This window comes from Cellulomonas sp. P22 (assembly GCF_044392165.1).
The window spans coordinates 61,434-76,955 of sequence record NZ_JBISBW010000008.1; the positions used below are offsets into that span (position 1 = coordinate 61,434).

19 protein-coding genes are annotated in these 15,522 nt (G+C 73.4%); 11 read left to right on the top strand and 8 right to left on the bottom strand.

The annotated features are described in order from the left end of the window. The first annotated feature begins 51 nt into the window (after positions 1–51). The gene (locus ACGIF2_RS11185; RefSeq protein WP_396046577.1) at positions 52–1,200 is read left to right on the top strand and encodes a VIT1/CCC1 family protein; all 1,149 of its coding nucleotides are present in this window, start codon (positions 52–54) and stop codon (positions 1,198–1,200) included. Here ACGIF2_RS11185 and ACGIF2_RS11190 read toward each other — a convergent pair whose 3' ends face one another. Continuing rightward, positions 1,201–1,767 (bottom strand): DivIVA domain-containing protein, encoded by a 567-nt coding sequence (locus tag ACGIF2_RS11190; protein WP_396046579.1) that lies wholly within the window; start codon positions 1,765–1,767, stop codon positions 1,201–1,203. Between the two features lie 68 nt (positions 1,768–1,835). Then, the gene (locus ACGIF2_RS11195; RefSeq protein ID WP_396046581.1) at positions 1,836–2,429 is read right to left on the bottom strand and encodes a hypothetical protein; all 594 of its coding nucleotides are present in this window, start codon (positions 2,427–2,429) and stop codon (positions 1,836–1,838) included. Positions 2,430–2,631: 202 nt separating this feature from the next. Here ACGIF2_RS11195 and ACGIF2_RS11200 point away from each other — a divergent pair, with 202 nt between their 5' ends. Beyond that, entirely contained in the window at positions 2,632–3,570 is a 939-nt protein-coding gene (locus tag ACGIF2_RS11200; protein ID WP_396046583.1) for a siderophore-interacting protein, read from the top strand. Positions 3,571–3,822: 252 nt separating this feature from the next. On the opposite strand, the gene ACGIF2_RS11205 is transcribed toward ACGIF2_RS11200, so the two are convergent. Next, positions 3,823–4,254 carry a hypothetical protein gene (locus tag ACGIF2_RS11205; RefSeq protein ID WP_396046585.1) on the bottom strand — a complete coding sequence of 144 codons (432 nt, stop codon included), beginning with the start codon at positions 4,252–4,254 and terminating at the stop codon, positions 3,823–3,825. A 254-nt stretch (positions 4,255–4,508) separates the two neighbouring features. Between ACGIF2_RS11205 and ACGIF2_RS11210 the strand changes: the two genes are divergently transcribed. Then, a complete protein-coding gene (locus ACGIF2_RS11210; protein WP_396046587.1) occupies positions 4,509–4,769 on the top strand; it encodes a type II toxin-antitoxin system Phd/YefM family antitoxin in 261 nt (86 codons plus the stop codon). After that, positions 4,754–5,170 (top strand): PIN domain-containing protein, encoded by a 417-nt coding sequence (locus ACGIF2_RS11215; protein ID WP_396046589.1) that lies wholly within the window; start codon positions 4,754–4,756, stop codon positions 5,168–5,170. The genes ACGIF2_RS11210 and ACGIF2_RS11215 overlap by 16 nt, the downstream gene beginning before the upstream one ends. A 65-nt stretch (positions 5,171–5,235) precedes the next feature. Here ACGIF2_RS11215 and ACGIF2_RS11220 read toward each other — a convergent pair whose 3' ends face one another. Both ACGIF2_RS11220 and ACGIF2_RS11225 read right to left on the bottom strand, forming a co-directional pair. Continuing rightward, positions 5,236–5,577 carry an ArsR/SmtB family transcription factor gene (locus ACGIF2_RS11220; protein ID WP_396046591.1) on the bottom strand — a complete coding sequence of 114 codons (342 nt, stop codon included), beginning with the start codon at positions 5,575–5,577 and terminating at the stop codon, positions 5,236–5,238. Positions 5,578–5,581: 4 nt separating this feature from the next. Beyond that, positions 5,582–6,811 carry an MFS transporter gene (locus ACGIF2_RS11225; protein WP_396046593.1) on the bottom strand — a complete coding sequence of 410 codons (1,230 nt, stop codon included), beginning with the start codon at positions 6,809–6,811 and terminating at the stop codon, positions 5,582–5,584. Positions 6,812–6,922: 111 nt separating this feature from the next. Between ACGIF2_RS11225 and ACGIF2_RS11230 the strand changes: the two genes are divergently transcribed. After that, entirely contained in the window at positions 6,923–7,717 is a 795-nt protein-coding gene (locus ACGIF2_RS11230; RefSeq protein WP_396046595.1) for an alpha/beta fold hydrolase, read from the top strand. Positions 7,718–7,747: 30 nt separating this feature from the next. Here ACGIF2_RS11230 and map read toward each other — a convergent pair whose 3' ends face one another. Then, the gene (gene map / locus ACGIF2_RS11235; RefSeq protein ID WP_396046597.1) at positions 7,748–8,530 is read right to left on the bottom strand and encodes a type I methionyl aminopeptidase; all 783 of its coding nucleotides are present in this window, start codon (positions 8,528–8,530) and stop codon (positions 7,748–7,750) included. Between the two features lie 66 nt (positions 8,531–8,596). Here map and ACGIF2_RS11240 point away from each other — a divergent pair, with 66 nt between their 5' ends. The 5 genes from ACGIF2_RS11240 to ACGIF2_RS11260 all read left to right on the top strand — a co-directional run bounded on the left by ACGIF2_RS11240 (position 8,597) and on the right by ACGIF2_RS11260 (position 12,396). Further along, positions 8,597–8,893: a helix-turn-helix domain-containing protein gene (locus tag ACGIF2_RS11240; protein ID WP_396046599.1), complete on the top strand. Its 297-nt coding sequence runs from the start codon at positions 8,597–8,599 to the stop codon at positions 8,891–8,893. 45 nt (positions 8,894–8,938) lie between these two features. Beyond that, positions 8,939–9,862, top strand: coding sequence for a pseudouridine synthase (locus tag ACGIF2_RS11245; protein WP_396046601.1), 924 nt, complete (start codon positions 8,939–8,941; stop codon positions 9,860–9,862). Between the two features lie 88 nt (positions 9,863–9,950). After that, positions 9,951–10,352, top strand: a complete 402-nt coding sequence (locus tag ACGIF2_RS11250; RefSeq protein ID WP_396046603.1) for a four-helix bundle copper-binding protein — start codon at positions 9,951–9,953, stop codon at positions 10,350–10,352. A 145-nt stretch (positions 10,353–10,497) separates the two neighbouring features. Continuing rightward, positions 10,498–10,725: a YtxH domain-containing protein gene (locus ACGIF2_RS11255; protein ID WP_396046605.1), complete on the top strand. Its 228-nt coding sequence runs from the start codon at positions 10,498–10,500 to the stop codon at positions 10,723–10,725. A 6-nt stretch (positions 10,726–10,731) separates the two neighbouring features. Continuing rightward, positions 10,732–12,396 carry an FAD-dependent oxidoreductase gene (locus tag ACGIF2_RS11260; protein ID WP_396046607.1) on the top strand — a complete coding sequence of 555 codons (1,665 nt, stop codon included), beginning with the start codon at positions 10,732–10,734 and terminating at the stop codon, positions 12,394–12,396. Here ACGIF2_RS11260 and ACGIF2_RS11265 read toward each other — a convergent pair. Then, on the bottom strand, positions 12,386–12,898 hold the full coding sequence (locus ACGIF2_RS11265; RefSeq protein ID WP_396046609.1) for a gluconokinase: 513 nt from the start codon (positions 12,896–12,898) through the stop codon (positions 12,386–12,388). The genes ACGIF2_RS11260 and ACGIF2_RS11265 overlap by 11 nt on opposite strands. A 200-nt stretch (positions 12,899–13,098) precedes the next feature. On the opposite strand from ACGIF2_RS11265, the gene ACGIF2_RS11270 reads away from it, so the two are divergent. Next, positions 13,099–13,797 (top strand): FadR/GntR family transcriptional regulator, encoded by a 699-nt coding sequence (locus ACGIF2_RS11270; RefSeq protein WP_396046611.1) that lies wholly within the window; start codon positions 13,099–13,101, stop codon positions 13,795–13,797. 10 nt (positions 13,798–13,807) lie between these two features. On the opposite strand, the gene ACGIF2_RS11275 is transcribed toward ACGIF2_RS11270, so the two are convergent. Then, positions 13,808–15,514 carry a thiamine pyrophosphate-dependent enzyme gene (locus ACGIF2_RS11275; RefSeq protein ID WP_396046613.1) on the bottom strand — a complete coding sequence of 569 codons (1,707 nt, stop codon included), beginning with the start codon at positions 15,512–15,514 and terminating at the stop codon, positions 13,808–13,810. Positions 15,515–15,522: the final 8 nt, after the last annotated feature.

Sequence of the window (15,522 nt, forward strand, 5' to 3'; positions counted from 1 at the left end):
GCTGTGACGTCCCTCCCGGGACCCCCGGACGCGGATGGGATCATGGGTGCCATGCCCCTCGACACGACCCGTCCGCCCTCGGACGGACCTCCTCCTCGCGTCCCCACCCGCCGGGAGATCCGGCGGTGGCGTGGCTACCTCGCCGACGAGCGCGCCGAGGGTGCGGTGTACCGCTACCTGGCGGACCGGCGCACGGGTGAGGAGCGCGAGATCCTGCTCGCGCTCGCGGAGGCCGAACGGCGCCACGAGGCGCACTGGCTCGCGCTGCTCGGCGACGACGTCGGGCGTCCGTTGCCCGGTGACCTGCGCACCCGCTCGCTCGGCTGGCTCGCACGACGCTTCGGCGGGGTCTTCGTCCTCGCGCTCGCCCAGCGGGCCGAGGGCCGCTCGAGCTACGAGACGGACGTCGACGCGACAGCGGCGATGGCAGCCGACGAACGCATCCACGAGGAGGTCGTGCGCGGGCTCGCCACCCGTGGCCGCAACCGCATGTCGGGCACCTTCCGGGCTGCTGTCTTCGGGGCGAACGACGGGCTCGTGAGCAACCTGGCCCTCGTGCTCGGCATCGGTGCGGCCGGGGCCTCGAGCGCGACGGTGCTGCTCACCGGCCTCGCGGGGCTGCTCGCGGGGGCGCTGTCGATGGGGGCCGGCGAGTACGTCTCGGTCCGTTCGCAGCGCGAGCTGCTCATGGCCTCGACCCCGGGGCACCACGCCCGCGCGGCCCTGCCGCACCTCGACGTCGACACCAACGAGCTCGCGCTCGTCTACCGTGCCCGGGGGATGTCAGAGGGTGACGCGCTCGAGCGGGCGCGTGAGGTCCTGGCCACCCTCGGGACGGTGCCGACCCCGGCCCTGGGGCTGCCGGTCGTCGACGTGCAGGCTGCGGCTGCCGCGGACGAGGAGATCGACGAGCACGAGTCCGTGGGCACCGCGGTCGGTGCGGCGGGCGCCAGCTTCTGTTTCTTCGCGTCCGGGGCGCTCATCCCCGTGCTGCCGTACCTGTTCGGCATGGAAGGGCTCGCAGCCGTCGCGCTGTCGTCGGCGATGGTCGGCGTCGCACTGCTCGGCACCGGTGCTGCGGTGGGTGTGCTCTCGGGCGGCCCGCCGCTGCGTCGCGCGCTGCGCCAGCTCGCGATCGGCTACGGCGCCGCGGCGGCGACCTACCTGCTCGGGCTGATCTTCGGGACCACCGTCAGCTGATCAGCCGAGCCGCAGCTCGACGCCGTCCGCGGTCGCCTCGACCCCGTCGATCGCGTGCAGCGCGCCGTCCGGGGTCCGCACCACGATGCGCTCGCCGCGGCTGGCGAGGAGCGCTGTGCGTCCGCTCTGCACGCGCATGACCAGGTCGAACGCGCTCAGCTCGTCGTGGCTGCCGGTCGGTGCGCCCGTAGGCCGGGCGGGGGCCGCCGCGCCGCGGGTCGGTGCGGGGCCGGGTGCGGGCACCGCGGTGGGGGAGGTCGCCGGCTCTGCTGCTGCTGCGTCGTCGGTGCCGACGTACGCCTCGAGCGTCGCGACGACCCCCGCGCGCAACGCCTCGACCTCGGGCGATGCGTACCCGGCGCCCGACGTCCGCGCCGCGAACCGGGCCCCGCGCACCTCGCGGAGCAGCATCTGGGCGGCTGCCGTGGCGCCCGGGGTGCCCTGCTCGACCGACGCGAGCGTCGCGGCGGCGAGGTCGAGGTAGTGGTCCACCTGGGCGCGGTCGTAGCCGTCCGAGCGGTAGCTGCTGGGGAGCGAGCGGCGGCGGAGCTGGTCGGCGGTGATCACGGCGGTCTCCTGGCGGTCCGGGGGAGCGGTGCGGGTCTTCGGCGGGGTCGCGCTGGCGAGGGGGTGCGTCAGCGGACGTGGACGACGATGCCGTCGGCGACCGTCTCGACCGCGACGACCGGGCTGAGCGTGCCGTCGGCGGTGCGCACGCGCAGGTGGTCGCGCTCGACGCCGAACAGCGAGGCACGCGCGGCCTGCACGCCGAGCATCACGTCGTAGGCGCCGAGCCCGCCGGTCGGGGCGTCGGTCAGGTCGACCGGGGGCAGCGCCGGAGCGGGCGCCGGCATCGGTGTCGTGGCCACCGATGCTGTCGCCGGGGTGGTGGGAGCGGTCGTCCGGCTCGCGGGCGCGTCGGCGGGCTCGGTGCGCGGGGCGGCGAACCGGCGCACGTACTCCTCGAGCGTCGCGATCATCTCAGCCTGCACGGCGTCGACCTGCTCCGCGGCGTACCCCGCGCCCATGGCCTCCGGGGGCCGCGCGCCGCGCAGGTCACGGGGCAGCAGCAGACGCTCACCGTCAGGGCCGACGGTCCGGCCCTGCTCGAGCGCCTCGAGCGTCTCCGCGACCCGCTCCATCATGCGGTCGACCGCCGTCATGTCGTACGAGGCAGCCGCGCGCGTGCGGGAGAACGCGCCGTTGCGGGCCTGGTGGGCGGTGATCACGGCAGCAGCTCCTGTCGGCCGGGGCGCAACCGGGCGGGGCGCACCGCCGCGATCCTGCCAGCGTGCGGTGCACCAGCGCCACGACCATGCGGGCGAACGACGCTTGTACCGCGCGAAGCATCCCGCGACGTGTGACGTACGACACGACACCGTCGGCTCCCGGGCGGTTAGGGTAGCCATACCTCAATCGAAGGGCTGATCCGTGACCGTGCTCGCTCCCGCCCCCGCGATCACCCCCTTCCGGGTGTTCGCGGTCGAGGTCGCCCGCATCGAGGACCTCAGCCCGAGCTTCCGACGCTTCACGTTCACGGGCGTCGACCTCGACCTGTTCGCCGACACCGGGCTCGACCAGCGCATCAAGCTCGTGCTGGGCGCCTCGGCGAGCGTGGTCGAGGCGATGGCCGCCGACACCGACTGGTACACCGCGTGGCGTGCGCTGCCCGACGACGAGCGCCCCCTGCTGCGCACCTACACGGTGCGCGCCGTGCGTCGGGAGGACCGTGAGATCGACGTCGACGTCGTGCTGCACGGCGACACCGGCCCCGCGACCCGCTGGGCCCGCCGCGCGATGCCGGGTGACCCGCTCCTCATCTGCGGACCCGACGCCCGTTACGAGGGCGTCCGCGGGGGCATTGAGTGGGCCCAGCCGCAGCAGTGCCTCGCGCTGCTGCTCGCGGGCGACGAGACGGCCGTCCCCGCGATCGCCGCGATCCTCGAGTCCCTGCCCGACGACGCACGTGGCGAGGCCGTCCTCGAGGTGCCCTGCGCCGGCGACCGCCTCGCGCTGCGCTGCCCCGTCGGCGTCCGGCTCACCTGGCTCGAGCGCGACGGAGCCGCGCACGGCACCCACCTCGTGCCCGCGGTGCGCTGCGCCGCCGACCGGCTCCTCGCCGACCCCACGGGCGGTGCGGTGCCCGAGCTGGAGGACGTCGACGTCGACAACCAGATCCTCTGGGAGATCCCGGCCACCTCCGCCACCACCGACGAGGCCCAGCCCCGCACCGGCGACCTCTACGCGTGGCTCGCGGGCGAGGCCGGCGTCATCAAGCAGCTGCGCCGCCACCTCGTGACCGAGCGCGGCGTCGACCGCCGGTCCGTCGCGTTCATGGGCTACTGGCGCGAGGGGAAGTCCGAGGGCTGACCTCGGCTGGCTGTGTGCCGACAGGCAGTGATCTCTGGAAAATCGGCCTAGGTCTGGAGGCTCTGGAAATCGGGGGCCGTCAGGGACCCAACTCTGGAAGTCGGGGTCCGCGACGCAGGGCCGGTGCTCGGCTATATCAGTGATGCCTGCCGGGGCGGGCCCCGTAGCGTCGAGTCGTCGCGCGCTGAGGCGTGCTGCTGTGGCCACGGGCTGGTGTAGCCGAGGCGCCTCTATAACTGGACAACGCGGGTCTTACGTGTTGGTGATGGTGCGCTTGGCTTTCACCAGTCGCCCGATAGCGACAGCCCACATGGGTAGCGAGCCGATGACGGCCAAAACCAGGGCTGGACCTGCGCCAAGCGGCGTCGCTTGCAGCAGGCCAGGTGTGTAAGCGGCGAGGAATGCGCAGAGCAGGGCGCTCGAGGAAGTGATGCGGTAACGCATCGGCAGACCCGTCGCGAGCCAGAACACCAGAGACTGCCCTACGCCGAGCACGAGGATCCACCAGATGGCACCTTCGGAAGTAGAGCTCGTCACCGTCAGTGCGATAGCCGCCGTTGCAGTTGCCGCCAACACGAGTGATGCGATGCCGTTGGCGTACGGAGAAAGACTGGCTCCTTGATTCCCGATGGAGTTCGACGCGGACGATTTCATGCGATCCCCCTTGCTCTGCTCGTTCGACATTCAGCAGCGACCGCGACGACGCGTGGTGGCGTTGCTCAATGTCGAGCCCCGTGAAATCGCATTCCCTTCGCAAACAAGTGACCATCGGGACAAATCCATACTGTCTCGCACGCCGGCGCCCTGGCGTGCATTCGCCGACCGAGCTTGTGTGATCCGGCTCACACAACTCGGCTCGCGGAGTGTGGCTCCGGCGCTGTCCCCAACCCGGAGCACGACCTCGGGACCGACCTCTGATTATCTGATAAGTTGACGGGATGCGAACGATGACGGCGACGAACGTGTCGCGCGGCTTCTCGGAAGCCCTCGACGCGGTCGAGCACGGCGACACGATCACGATCACGCGCGCGGGCGTCCCGGTCGCAGAGCTGCGACCGGTCACGGCAACGACCGGGCGTGCGCTGGCAGCGGCTCTCGACGGCGTCGACGCGTCGCTGGCCGACGCGTTCGAGGTGGACATCAACGCTGCCACGAGCCTGCTGACTGCCGACGAGAGGGACCCGTGGTCAGGCGCCTGATCCTTGACACGAACGCACTGATCGCGTTCGCGCGCCGCACGCTCGACCGAGACGCCCTCGCTGACGACGACCTCGCGATCGCCGCAGTCACCGTCGCCGAGTTCCGCACCGGCATCGAGCTCGCCGACACCCCTGCGCGAGCAGCATCCCGACAGGCCGTCCTGGATGCCATCACGTCCACGATCCCGGTCCTGGACTACACGGAACGCACCGCACCCATGCACGGCCGTCTGCTCGCGCACACCCGCCGGTCGGGCCAGCAACGCGGCGCCCACGACCTCATCATCGCCGCGACCGCGGTCGAGCACTCACGCACCGTGCTGTCCGCCGATGCGAGGGTGCGATTCAGCGACCTCCCTGGCGTGATGTGGCTGTCCCCGCAGGACCTCGGGAACCGCTGACCCGACGTCCGTGAGTGCGTCACCCCGTGTCGTCGCCGGTCTGGGCTCACGACCGAGCGTGAGCGTCAGGCGTGGTGCGGCGGGTTCTCGAACCTGAGGTGCTCGGCCTGCTGCAGGACGTTGCGCACCAGCGCGTCGACGTGCTCGTTGGCCTGGCGGTAGTACACGGTGACGCCGTCGCGGCGGGTGTGGACGAGCCTGCCGGTGCGCAGCTTCGCCAGGTGCTGCGAGACCCCCGGAACCGGTCGCCCGAGCTGGTTCGCGATCGTGCCGACCGAGAGCTCGCCGTCGCGCAGCAGGTCGAGGATCGCCAACCGCGTGTGGTCCGCGAGCAGGCGCAGCATCTCGACGGCCATGTCGAGGTCCGCGTCCGTCTGGGCGGGCGCCTGCGAGGGCTGGGCGGTCACACGCTCAGCCTGCCACGTCCGCCACCAGGGGGCGCCGAGGTGCGCGCCTCGGCCACAGCGCCGCAGTCGCGGCGACGGCCGCGGCGGAGACCGCAGCGAGCACCAGTGCGGCGGACCCGAGGCCGCGCTCGCCGAGCCATCCGGCGAGCGGGTACGTCACGAGCCAGCAGGCGTGCGACAGGGAGAACTGTGCGGCGAACACCGCCGGCTGGTCGCGCTCGGGGGTGGTGCGGGCGATGATCCGCCCGACGGGAGTCTCCGCGGCCGCCCACCCGGCGCCGACCAGCGCGAACATCGCCCCCACCAGCACCAACCCCCCGGTGCCGGGCACGGTGAGCGCCGTCGCGACCCCCGCGGTCGCCACCGTCAGCAGGCCCGCGCCACCGAGCATCACCGCCCGTTCCGGGAGTGCGTCCAGTGCGCGCGGGAGGAGCGTGGCCACGGTGATCGACCCCGCTCCCAGCGCGGCCATCAGCAGCGCGGCCGTGCCGTCGCCCCGCCCGTAGGCCTCGCGGGCGATCAGCACGTACTGCACCAGGACGTACGCGCCGCCGGCCGCGACCGCCAGGTTCAGCGCGAGCACGGCCCGCAGCGCCGGCGAGCGGACGATCAGCTCGACGCCGCGGCGCACGCGCACACCGAACGGCTGCGGCTCGTCCTCGACCGGCGCCCGGCCCAGGGTGACGCGCGAGACGAGCGCGGCCGACACGGCGAAGCAGATCGCCGTGCCGACGAACAGGTCCGAGCTCGGCACGAGCAGGAGGAGGGCCGCCGCGAGCAGCGGTGACAGCACCATCTCGAGGTCCTCGGCGAGCCGGGACAGCGACAGCGCCTGGGTGTAGCGACGCGGGTCCCGCAGCACGCGCGGCAGCACCGCCTGGTAGGTCGGGGTGTGCACGGCGGACGCCGCCTGCATCGCCAGCACCAGCACGTACACCTGCCAGACCGCCGATACCAGCGGAAGCCCGAGAACCACCACGACGCGAACGAGGTCCGCAGCGACCATCACGACCCGCGGCGGCGCCGCGTGCGTCACGGCGGCAGCGACAGGCGCGACTGCCACGTAGGCGGCCATCTTGATCGCGAACACGGTGCCCAGCACCAGCGCAGAGCCGGCACCGGCCAGGTCGTACGCCAAGAGGCCGAGCGCCACGGTCGCCAGCCCGGTCCCCACGAGGGAGACGACCTGCGCGATGAACAGGCGCCCGTAGGTGCGGTTGGTCAGAGCGCTCACCACGGCTCAATCCTTGCATGATTGCGCCTGCATGCAAGTACTGCCTGGCGCCACCTGAACCGGGGCTCGCGATCCCCAGACGGCGACTGTGGCGTGTCCTAGGCTCGGCGGGTGTTCACGCCGGTGCACGTGGAGATCGTCGGGGACGGTGGCGATCCGATCCTGTTGCTGCCCGGGGGCGGAGTCCGTGACCCCGAATATCTCGGGGATGTCGCTCGGTGGGGCGCGGGCCGTGCGGTCGCCGTCGTCCACTTCCGTGGCACGCCCGCGACCGGTGGCCTGCCCCGGCCGTGGTGGGACCAGCGCGACGACCTGGATTCGGTGCGGCGCGCGCTGGGTGTCGACAGCGTCGATGTGCTGGCGCACTCGTCGGGCACCCGCGTCGCCTTGGCCTACGCCGCGAGCGGGGCACCCGTCCGCCGGCTCGGACTCATCACGCCCCCGGCGACGTGGCTGACGGGCGGAGCGGACGACATCGCGGAGCTCGCCGAACCTCGGCTGGGCGAACCCGCCATCCGTGCCGCCCTCGCCGCGCCGCCGCTGGACCTGTCCGACGAGGACCGGTTCAGGGAGCAGCAGCGGGTCACCGCGCCGCTCGGGTACGCGACGTGGAACGACGCAGCGCGGCGGCATGCGCAGACCGGATCGACCAACCTCGGGGCACTCAGGGCCTTCTTCGGTGCTCCGCCGCCCGGGCCGCTGCTGGAGGTGATCGCCGCGCTCTCCCTCCCGATCCACGTCGTCGGAGGCGCGGCAGACCTCCTGTCGGGAAACCGACCGGTTCGGGAGCTCGCGAGCATGTTCCGCGAGGGCACGGTCGAGATGATCGAGGGCAGCGGGCACTATCCGTGGATCGACCAGCCTGCTGCCTTCAACGACGCGATCGCGCGATGGGTCAGCGGCTAGCTGACGCGAACTGCACGCGCGTCTCCACCCTCACGAGCGCGCCTGGCTCGGCAAAGTCAGGATCTCGGCTCCGTCCTCGGTGATGGCGATCGTGTGCTCGCGGTGCGCCGTCCGGCAGCCGGTCGCGCTGCGGAGCGTCCACCCGTCGGGATCGGTCACGAGCTCGTCCGTGTCGGCCATGATCCACGGCTCCAGTGCGAGCAGCAGCCCGGGGCGCAGCGTGTACCCGCGGCCGGGGCGCCCGGTGTTGGCGACGTGCGGGTCCTGGTGCATCGTCGACCCGATGCCGTGCCCTCCGAACTCGGTGTTGATCGGGTAGCCCGCCTCGGTGAGGACCGTGCCGATGGCGTGGGAGAGGTCACCGATGCGAGCGCCGGGCCGGGCGGCGGCGATCCCCGCGGCCAGGGCGCGTTCGGTCGCGTCGATCATCGCGACGCTCTCCGGGGGGCGTGAGTCGCCGACGACGAAGCTGATGGCGGAGTCGGCGGCGATCCCGCCGGTGGAGACCGCGAGGTCGAGCGAGACGAGGTCGCCGTCGGCGAGCGTGTAGTCGTGGGGCAGTCCGTGGAGCACGGCGTCGTTGACGGACGTGCAGATGTAGTGGCCGAACGGCCCGCGTCCGAAGGACGGCGCGTAGTCGACGTAGCAGGACACCGCCCCGGCCTCGACGATCATGGCCTGGGCCCACCGGTCGATGTCGAGGAGGTTCGTGCCGACCGCGGTGCGGGCCTTCAGTGTCTGGAGGATGTCGCCGACGAGGGCGCCGGTCTCCCTCGCGCGAGCCAGCTCGGTGGGGTTCAGGATCTCGATCATGTCGGGTGCGCTCCTCGTGCTACCAATAACTATCCCGGCAATACTATCCCGGCTAGGATCGTCGGCATGGTCAGGCTGCCGCTCACGCCCGCCGAGATCGAGCGCGGGAAACGCCTCGGCGCCGTGCTGCGTCGAGCCCGGGGAGAGCGCTCGATGCTCGAGACCGCCCTCGACGCGCGCGTCTCACCGGAGACCCTCCGCAAGATCGAGTCGGGTCGTGTGGCGACCCCCGCCTTCCCGACCATCGCAGCGATCGCCGACGTGCTCGGCCTCTCCCTCGACGAGGTGTGGGCCGAGATCAGCGAGTCCGGACGAGAACCGGCCAGCGCTGGCCACCGCGCGCGGGAGCGGTTGGCCTCGTAGGTCTCCCGACGAGGTCGTCACACCCCCCGCCCGTACCATCGGCTCATGCCCCCCCGATCGCCGCTCCCGGCCCGCCACGGCCTGAGCGCCGCCCGGCTGCGCACCCCCGATCGTGACCGCACCCGCTCGGACGAGTGGCCGACGATGGGCGCTTGGCTGCGGCACCGGCTGCCCGAGCACGTCGACGTGCCGGGGATGCTGGCGGAGCAGCGCTTCGTCGACGAGGACGGCCGCGCGGTGCACGGGGACGACCCCTTCGCCCCGCACCGGTTCGTGTGGTTCCACCGCGACCTGCGTGACGAGCCCGAGGTGCCCGGACCGATCCCCGTGGTGCACCGCGACGACCGGCTCGTGGTGGTCGACAAGCCGGCCTTCCTCTCCTCGATCCCGCGGGGTCGGCACGTGCGGCAGAGCGTCGTCGTCCGACTGCGCGACGAGCTGGGCCTGCCGGACCTGTCCCCGCTGCACCGCCTGGACCGGGTCACGTCCGGGCTGCTGATGCTCGCGACCGAGCCCTGCTGGCGCGGGCCCTACCAGACCTTGTTCGAGCGCCGTGCGGTGCAGAAGACCTACTGGGCGCTGGCGCCGCTGCGCGCGGACCTGGAGCTCCCCGTCGTGGTCCGCAACCACATCCACAAGGAGCGCGGCGCGTGGCAGGCCGAGGTGGTGCCCGACGCCCCGGTCAACGCCGAGACGCTCGTCGAGCTGGAGCAGGAGGTCGACGGCCGCGGGATCTACCGCCTGACGCCCCGCACGGGCCGCACCCACCAGCTGCGCCTGCACCTGCTGGGGCTCGGCATCCCGATCGTCGACGACCCGCTGTACCCCGTGGTGCGGGACGTCGAGGTCGACGACTTCAGCAGCCCGCTGCAGCTGCTCGCCGGGGAGATCTCGTTCACCGACCCGGTCGACGGGCTGCCGCGGCAGTTCCGGAGCGTGCGGCGCCTGCCGCTGGTCGCCGAGGGCTGACCGTCGCCCCCGGATGCGCCCTCTGTGCGGCGCTCCTAGCGTCCAGAGGGTCGGCACCGTGCCGACGGGACGGCGGACGGAGACCGCGATGAAGACCACGGAGATGCTGGAGTCCTTCCCGGCGCAGGTCACCCTCCCGCCCGGGCTCCTGAGCCGGGTGATCGACTCGCTCCTGAGCTGCGCGCAGGCGTGCACCACGTGTGCCGACGCGTGTCTGAGCGAAGACATGGTCGCGGATCTGCGCGTCTGCATCCGGACGAACCTGGACTGCGCCGACAGCTGTGGCGGCACCGCCCGGATCCTCTCCCGCCAGACGGGCTACGACGCCGTCGTCACCCGCGCCCACCTGCAGGCGTGCATCGCGGTATGCCACGCCTGCGGCGACGAGTGCGCGCAGCACGCGGAGATGCACGAGCACTGCCGCGTGTGCGCCGAGGAGTGCCGCGCGTGCGAGGCGGCCTGTCGCGAGCTCCTGGCCATGACCGCCTGAGGGCAGCCGAACCCCGTCGCGGCCCGTCAGTCGCCGTCCGACCCTCAACAGCGCTGCCCCGGTCGGGAGGCGACCTGAGCCGTGCCCGCCTACGCTCGGCAGCACGCCCCTCGGGGCGGTCGGACGAGAGCACTGGAGGCGTGACATGAAGGGCAAGGCAGCACTGGTGGTCGGCGCCGGCGTCGGGTACCTGTTCGGGACGCGTTCGGGACGCGAACGCCTCGAGAAGCTCAAGGGCTGGGCCAACGACACGTGGAACGACCCGCGCGTCCAGGGCAAGCTCGGTGACCTGCGAGGGGGCTCGGGCGCAGTCGACCGGTCCTCGGACGAGGGCGCAGGCAGCACCGCGACGGGCCACGGGCCCACCACCTGACCGACGATGGTCGCCCGCACGTCGCTGTGGCTCGACCGGATCGACGCGCAGGGCGCGCCGCTCGTCCCGGCGCACGCGCCGCTGGTCGGGGCCACCGACTCCTCGGCCGAGCTCGCGGACCCGCACGACGTGGTCGTCGTCGGGGCGGGGCTGACAGGGCTGACCACAGCGGTGCTGCTGGCCCGTGCGGGCTGGTCGGTGCTGGTCGTCGAGGCGCGACGCATCGGCGCGGGCACCACCGGCCGCTCGACCGCGAAGATCAGCCTGCTGCAGGGCGACCGGCTCTCCCGGATCGCGAAGCACCACAGCGAACCGGTGCTGCGCTCGTACGTCGAGGGCAGCCGGGAGGGCATGGACTGGCTGCTGCGGTACTGCGACGAGCACGCGATCCGCTACCAGCGCCGGCCGGCCGTCACGTACGCGACGACGGGCCCGGGGCTGGTGCGCGTCGACGCCGAGGCGACCGCCGCGCAGGCCGCGGGGCTGCCCGTGGACTGGCGCGACGACCTGGACCTGCCGGTGCCGGTCGTGGGTGCGGTCGAGCTGGCCGACCAGGCGCAGCTCGACCCGATGGACGTGCTCGCGGTCCTCGCGGACGACCTGGTGGCACGGGGTGGCCGGGTGGTCGACGGTGCCCGTGTCCGAGGGCTGCGCCGCGAGCGGTCCGGTGGGTACACGGTGCTCACGACGCGGGGCGACACGCGGTGCGACACGGTGGTGCTGGCGACGGGGACCCCGGTGCTGGCGCGCGGCGGGTACTTCGCGCGCTCGCAGCCGCAGCGGTCGTACGCGCTCGCGGCCCGGGTGCCGGGGGAGCTGCCCCGCGGGATGTACCTGTCGGTCGACCGAGACGTGCGGTCGGTGCGCACCACGCCCGCGGTGCCCGACGGCCGCGCCGGGGTCGCGAACCCCGGTGCGGGCGGCGAGGTGCTGCTGGTGGGCGGCGCGGGTCACGTGACGGGCCGGGGTGCGCCGACCAGCGAGCACGCTCGGCGCCTGGCGCGGTGGACCGAGCGGCACTTCTCGGGTGCTGTGGTCACGCACGCGTGGTCCGCGCAGGACTACGCGTCGGCGGACGGGCTGCCGCTCGTGGGGCGGCTGGTGCCGACCGACGGCCGGGTGCTGGTGGCCACGGGGTTCGACAAGTGGGGCATGACGTCGGCCGTCGCGGCGGCGCTGGTGATCAGCGCGGAGCTGCTGGGCGACCACTCGCCGGGCTGGGCGGGCCACTGGCTGCCCTGGCGTCCCCGCGAGCTCGCGAAGGGGACGGGGCACGTGCTGCGGTGGAACGGCGAGGTGGGGGTGCGGGCCGCGTCGGACTGGCTGCGGCCGTGGCCCGCCGTCGGCGAGCGGGGTGTGCCGCCCGAGGGGCAGGGCCGCGTCGAGCGGGCGCGGGTGCGTCAGCCCGAGGCGGTGTGCACGGTGGGTGGTGTCACGCGCCGGGTCTCGGCGGTGTGCACGCACCTGGGGGGCATCGTGTCGTGGAACGACGCGGAACGGTCGTGGGACTGCCCGTTGCACGGGTCGCGGTTCGACCCGTCGGGTGTGCCGCTCGAGGGTCCGGCGACCGAGCCGCTCGATCCGGTCGACCCGGCGGGTGCCGTGAAGTTCCGTGCGGTGCCGGGGGAGCCGGCTCCGGAGAGCGTGGTGCCGCCCGGTCCTACGGGGTGAGCCGGGGGTCGGTCGCGAGGGCCTCGGCGAGCTCGGCTGCCGGGGCGACGGCCTCGACCGTGCAGCCGGCTTCGTCGGAGGTCAGCGGTTCGAGCGTGGCGAGCTGCGAGGCGAGCAGCGACGTCGGCATGAAGTGGTCGCGGCGCGCGGCGAGGCGGGCGGCGAGGACCTCGGGGGGCAGTGCCAGATGGATGAACCGCACGTCGCCCTTCGCCCCGCGGAGCACGTCGCGGTAGGTGACGCGCAGCGCCGAGCAGGTCAGGACGCTCGCGCGGCCCGCCTCGGTCTGCGCTGTCATCCAGTCACGGATGGTGCGCAGCCACGGGCCGCGGTCGGCGTCGGTGAGCGGGATGCCTGCGGTCATCTTCGCGACGTTGGCGGTCGGGTGCAGGTCGTCCGCCTCGAGGAAGGGGCGCCCGAGCCGTGCGGCGAGCAGCCGCGCGACCGTCGTCTTCCCTGATCCGGCGACTCCCATGACCACCAGGTGCGGACCGTCCGTCATCGCTCTCCTCGACCTCGTCGTCCGGGCTCCGGCGCCTGGCCGGGTGTCGTGGGCGGGCTGCGTCGCCCGCCTTGATATTACCTTTCCCGCGTCGTGCCCGTGCGCGGTAGCCTCGCGCGGGGGTCGGACGCCCCCGGAGCGTCGCACGGGCAGACCCGCAGCGCGACACGGTGCGAAGCACGCGAAGGGGCGGAGCGACGATGGGTGCCGAGGTGCTGCACAGCGCGGTGCTCGACGGGATCGGGCGCGACATCACGAGCGGTGCGATCGCCCCCGGCGAGGTCCTGACGCTCGACCGGATCCAGCGCCGCTTCGCGGTGTCACGGACCGTGGCCCGTGAGGCCATGCGGATGCTCGAGGCGATGCAGCTCGTCACCTCGCGGCGGCGGGTGGGCCTGCTCGTGCGCCCCACCGCGGACTGGGACGTCTTCGACCCGCGCGTGATCCGCTGGCGGCTCGAGGGCCCCGGGCGGCGCGACCAGATCAGGTCGCTCACCGAGCTGCGCGCGGCCGTCGAGCCCGTCGCCGCCGCCGGTGCCGCCCGTCACGCGACGGCGGACGAGCGCACCCGCGCGCTCGACCTCGCCGCCCGGATGCGTGCGCTCGCCGAGGCCGGGAGCCAGGACGAGCTCGTCGCGGTCGACGTCGAGCTCCACACGCTGCTGCTCCGGGCGAGCCGCAACGACATGTTCGCCGCCCTCACGCAGGTCGTCGCCGAGGTGCTCACGGGCCGCCGGCACCACGGGCTGCTGCCTCCGACGGTGCACCCCGAGGTGCTCGACCTGCACCAGGCGCTCGCCCGCGCCGTGCACGACGGCGACGCCCGCGCGGCCGAGTCCGCCATGACGGCGATCATGGCCGAGGTGCGCGGGGCCCTCGACGAGATCCCGGGCGCGTAGCCGCGTCCCCTCAGCTCAGCGCGGTGTGCCCCGAGTCGCCCGGGGCCCGCTGGTCGACCGGGAGCGCACCCGGGTCGGTCGCGATGTCCACCAGCGCGGGACCGTCGTGCGAGAACGCCTCCCGGAGCGCCGGGCGCAGCTCGGACGCCGACGTGACGCGGGTCGCCGGGATGCCCACCGCGCGGGCGATCGCCGCGTAGTCCACCGGTGGGGAGTCGGTGGCCACCACCGGGCGACCCTCGATCTGCATCTCGAGCCGCACGTAGCCGAGCGTCGCGTTGTCCGTGACGACGACCTTCACGGGCAGGCCGTGGTGGGCGAGCGTGATGAGCTCGCCGAGCAGCATCGACAGCCCGCCGTCGCCCGACAGCGCCACGACGTGCCGCTGCGGCAGCCCGTCGTCGCGCTGCGCGAACGCCGCACCGATCGCGTGCGGCACGGCGTTAGCCATCGAGCCGTGGTGGAACGAGCCGATGATGCGCCGGCGCCCGTTCGGCGTGAGGTAGCGCGCGGCCCACCAGCAGTTCAGGCCCGTGTCGACGGTGAACAGGGCGTCGTCGGGCGCCTCCTGGTCGAGCACCGACACGGCGTGCTCGGGGCGCACCGGGTCGCCCTCCTCGACCTCGGCCTGCGCGCTGCCGATCATCGAGGTCTTCGTCCGCTCGTGCGACGACAGCATCTCCATGAGGAACGACCTGTCCGACTTCGGGGCCACGAGCTCGAGCAGGCCCCGCACCGTCGTCCCCACGTCACCGACCACGCCCAGGTCCAGGCGGGTGCGGCGCCCCATCCGCGTCGGGTCGACGTCGACCTGCGCCGTCCGGACGTCGGGCGGCAGGTACGCGTCGAACGGGAAGTCGGTGCCGAGCATCAGCACCAGGTCGGCGCCGAACAGGGCGTCGTGCAGCGCGCCGTAGCCCAGGCTGCCCGTCATGCCCACGTCGAACGGGTTGTCGTGCTGGATCCACTCCTTGCCCCGCAGGGTGTGCCCCACGGGTGCGGCGAGCACGCCCGCGAGCCGCACCACCTCGTCGTGCGCCCCCGCCACCCCGGCGCCCGCGAAGATCGTGACCTTCGCGGCCGCGTCGATCGCGGCGGCCAGCGCGTGGACCTGGGTGGGGTCGGGCACCACCGTGGGCCGCACGAGCGGGGCGAGCACGCGCGGCGCGTCGGGCACCGGGAGGTCCGAGACGTCGCCGGGGAGCGTCAGCAGCGCGACCCCCGGGGCCCCGTAGGCGTGGTGGATCGCGCTGCGGATCACGCGCGGGGCCTGCGCCGCGGTCGCGATGAGCTCGCGGTACACCGTGCAGTCGCCGAACACCCGGTCCGGGTGCGTGGCCTGGAAGTACTCGGTGCCGATCTCGCCGCTCACGATCTGCGACGCGATGGCCAGCACAGGCACGCGGGAACGGTTCGCGTCGTACAGCCCGTTGACCAGGTGCACGCTCCCCGGGCCCGCCGAACCCGCGCAGACAGCGAGTCGGCCCGTGAGGGTCGCCTCGGCGAACGCAGCGAACGCCGCCGTCTCCTCGTGGCGCACGTGCACCCACGACAGGTCCGCACCCTGCTGGTTCGCCCGGAACACGGCGTCGACCACGGGGTTGAGGCTGTCGCCGACCATGCCGTACACGTGCCGCGCACCCGCTGCGACGATCTGGGCCACGAGCTGGTCGGCGACGGTGCTGAGCCTGTCGACCCGCTCGACGGGATCCGTCATGACGCCCC

Excerpts from the sequence above, each read along its gene's own strand:
- ACGIF2_RS11245 (WP_396046601.1), top strand. The coding sequence starts at position 8,939 with ATGCCCCCCCGATCGCCGCTCCCGGCCCGCCACGGCCTGAGCGCCGCC.
- ACGIF2_RS11205 (WP_396046585.1), bottom strand. The coding sequence starts at position 4,254 with ATGTCGAACGAGCAGAGCAAGGGGGATCGCATGAAATCGTCCGCGTCG.
- ACGIF2_RS11210 (WP_396046587.1), top strand. The coding sequence starts at position 4,509 with ATGCGAACGATGACGGCGACGAACGTGTCGCGCGGCTTCTCGGAAGCC.
- ACGIF2_RS11260 (WP_396046607.1), top strand. The coding sequence starts at position 10,732 with ATGGTCGCCCGCACGTCGCTGTGGCTCGACCGGATCGACGCGCAGGGC.
- map (WP_396046597.1), bottom strand. The coding sequence starts at position 8,530 with ATGATCGAGATCCTGAACCCCACCGAGCTGGCTCGCGCGAGGGAGACC.
- ACGIF2_RS11240 (WP_396046599.1), top strand. The coding sequence starts at position 8,597 with ATGGTCAGGCTGCCGCTCACGCCCGCCGAGATCGAGCGCGGGAAACGC.
- ACGIF2_RS11255 (WP_396046605.1), top strand. The coding sequence starts at position 10,498 with ATGAAGGGCAAGGCAGCACTGGTGGTCGGCGCCGGCGTCGGGTACCTG.
- ACGIF2_RS11275 (WP_396046613.1), bottom strand. The coding sequence starts at position 15,514 with ATGACGGATCCCGTCGAGCGGGTCGACAGGCTCAGCACCGTCGCCGAC.
- ACGIF2_RS11270 (WP_396046611.1), top strand. The coding sequence starts at position 13,099 with ATGGGTGCCGAGGTGCTGCACAGCGCGGTGCTCGACGGGATCGGGCGC.
- ACGIF2_RS11265 (WP_396046609.1), bottom strand. The coding sequence starts at position 12,898 with ATGACGGACGGTCCGCACCTGGTGGTCATGGGAGTCGCCGGATCAGGG.
- ACGIF2_RS11185 (WP_396046577.1), top strand. The coding sequence starts at position 52 with ATGCCCCTCGACACGACCCGTCCGCCCTCGGACGGACCTCCTCCTCGC.
- ACGIF2_RS11250 (WP_396046603.1), top strand. The coding sequence starts at position 9,951 with ATGAAGACCACGGAGATGCTGGAGTCCTTCCCGGCGCAGGTCACCCTC.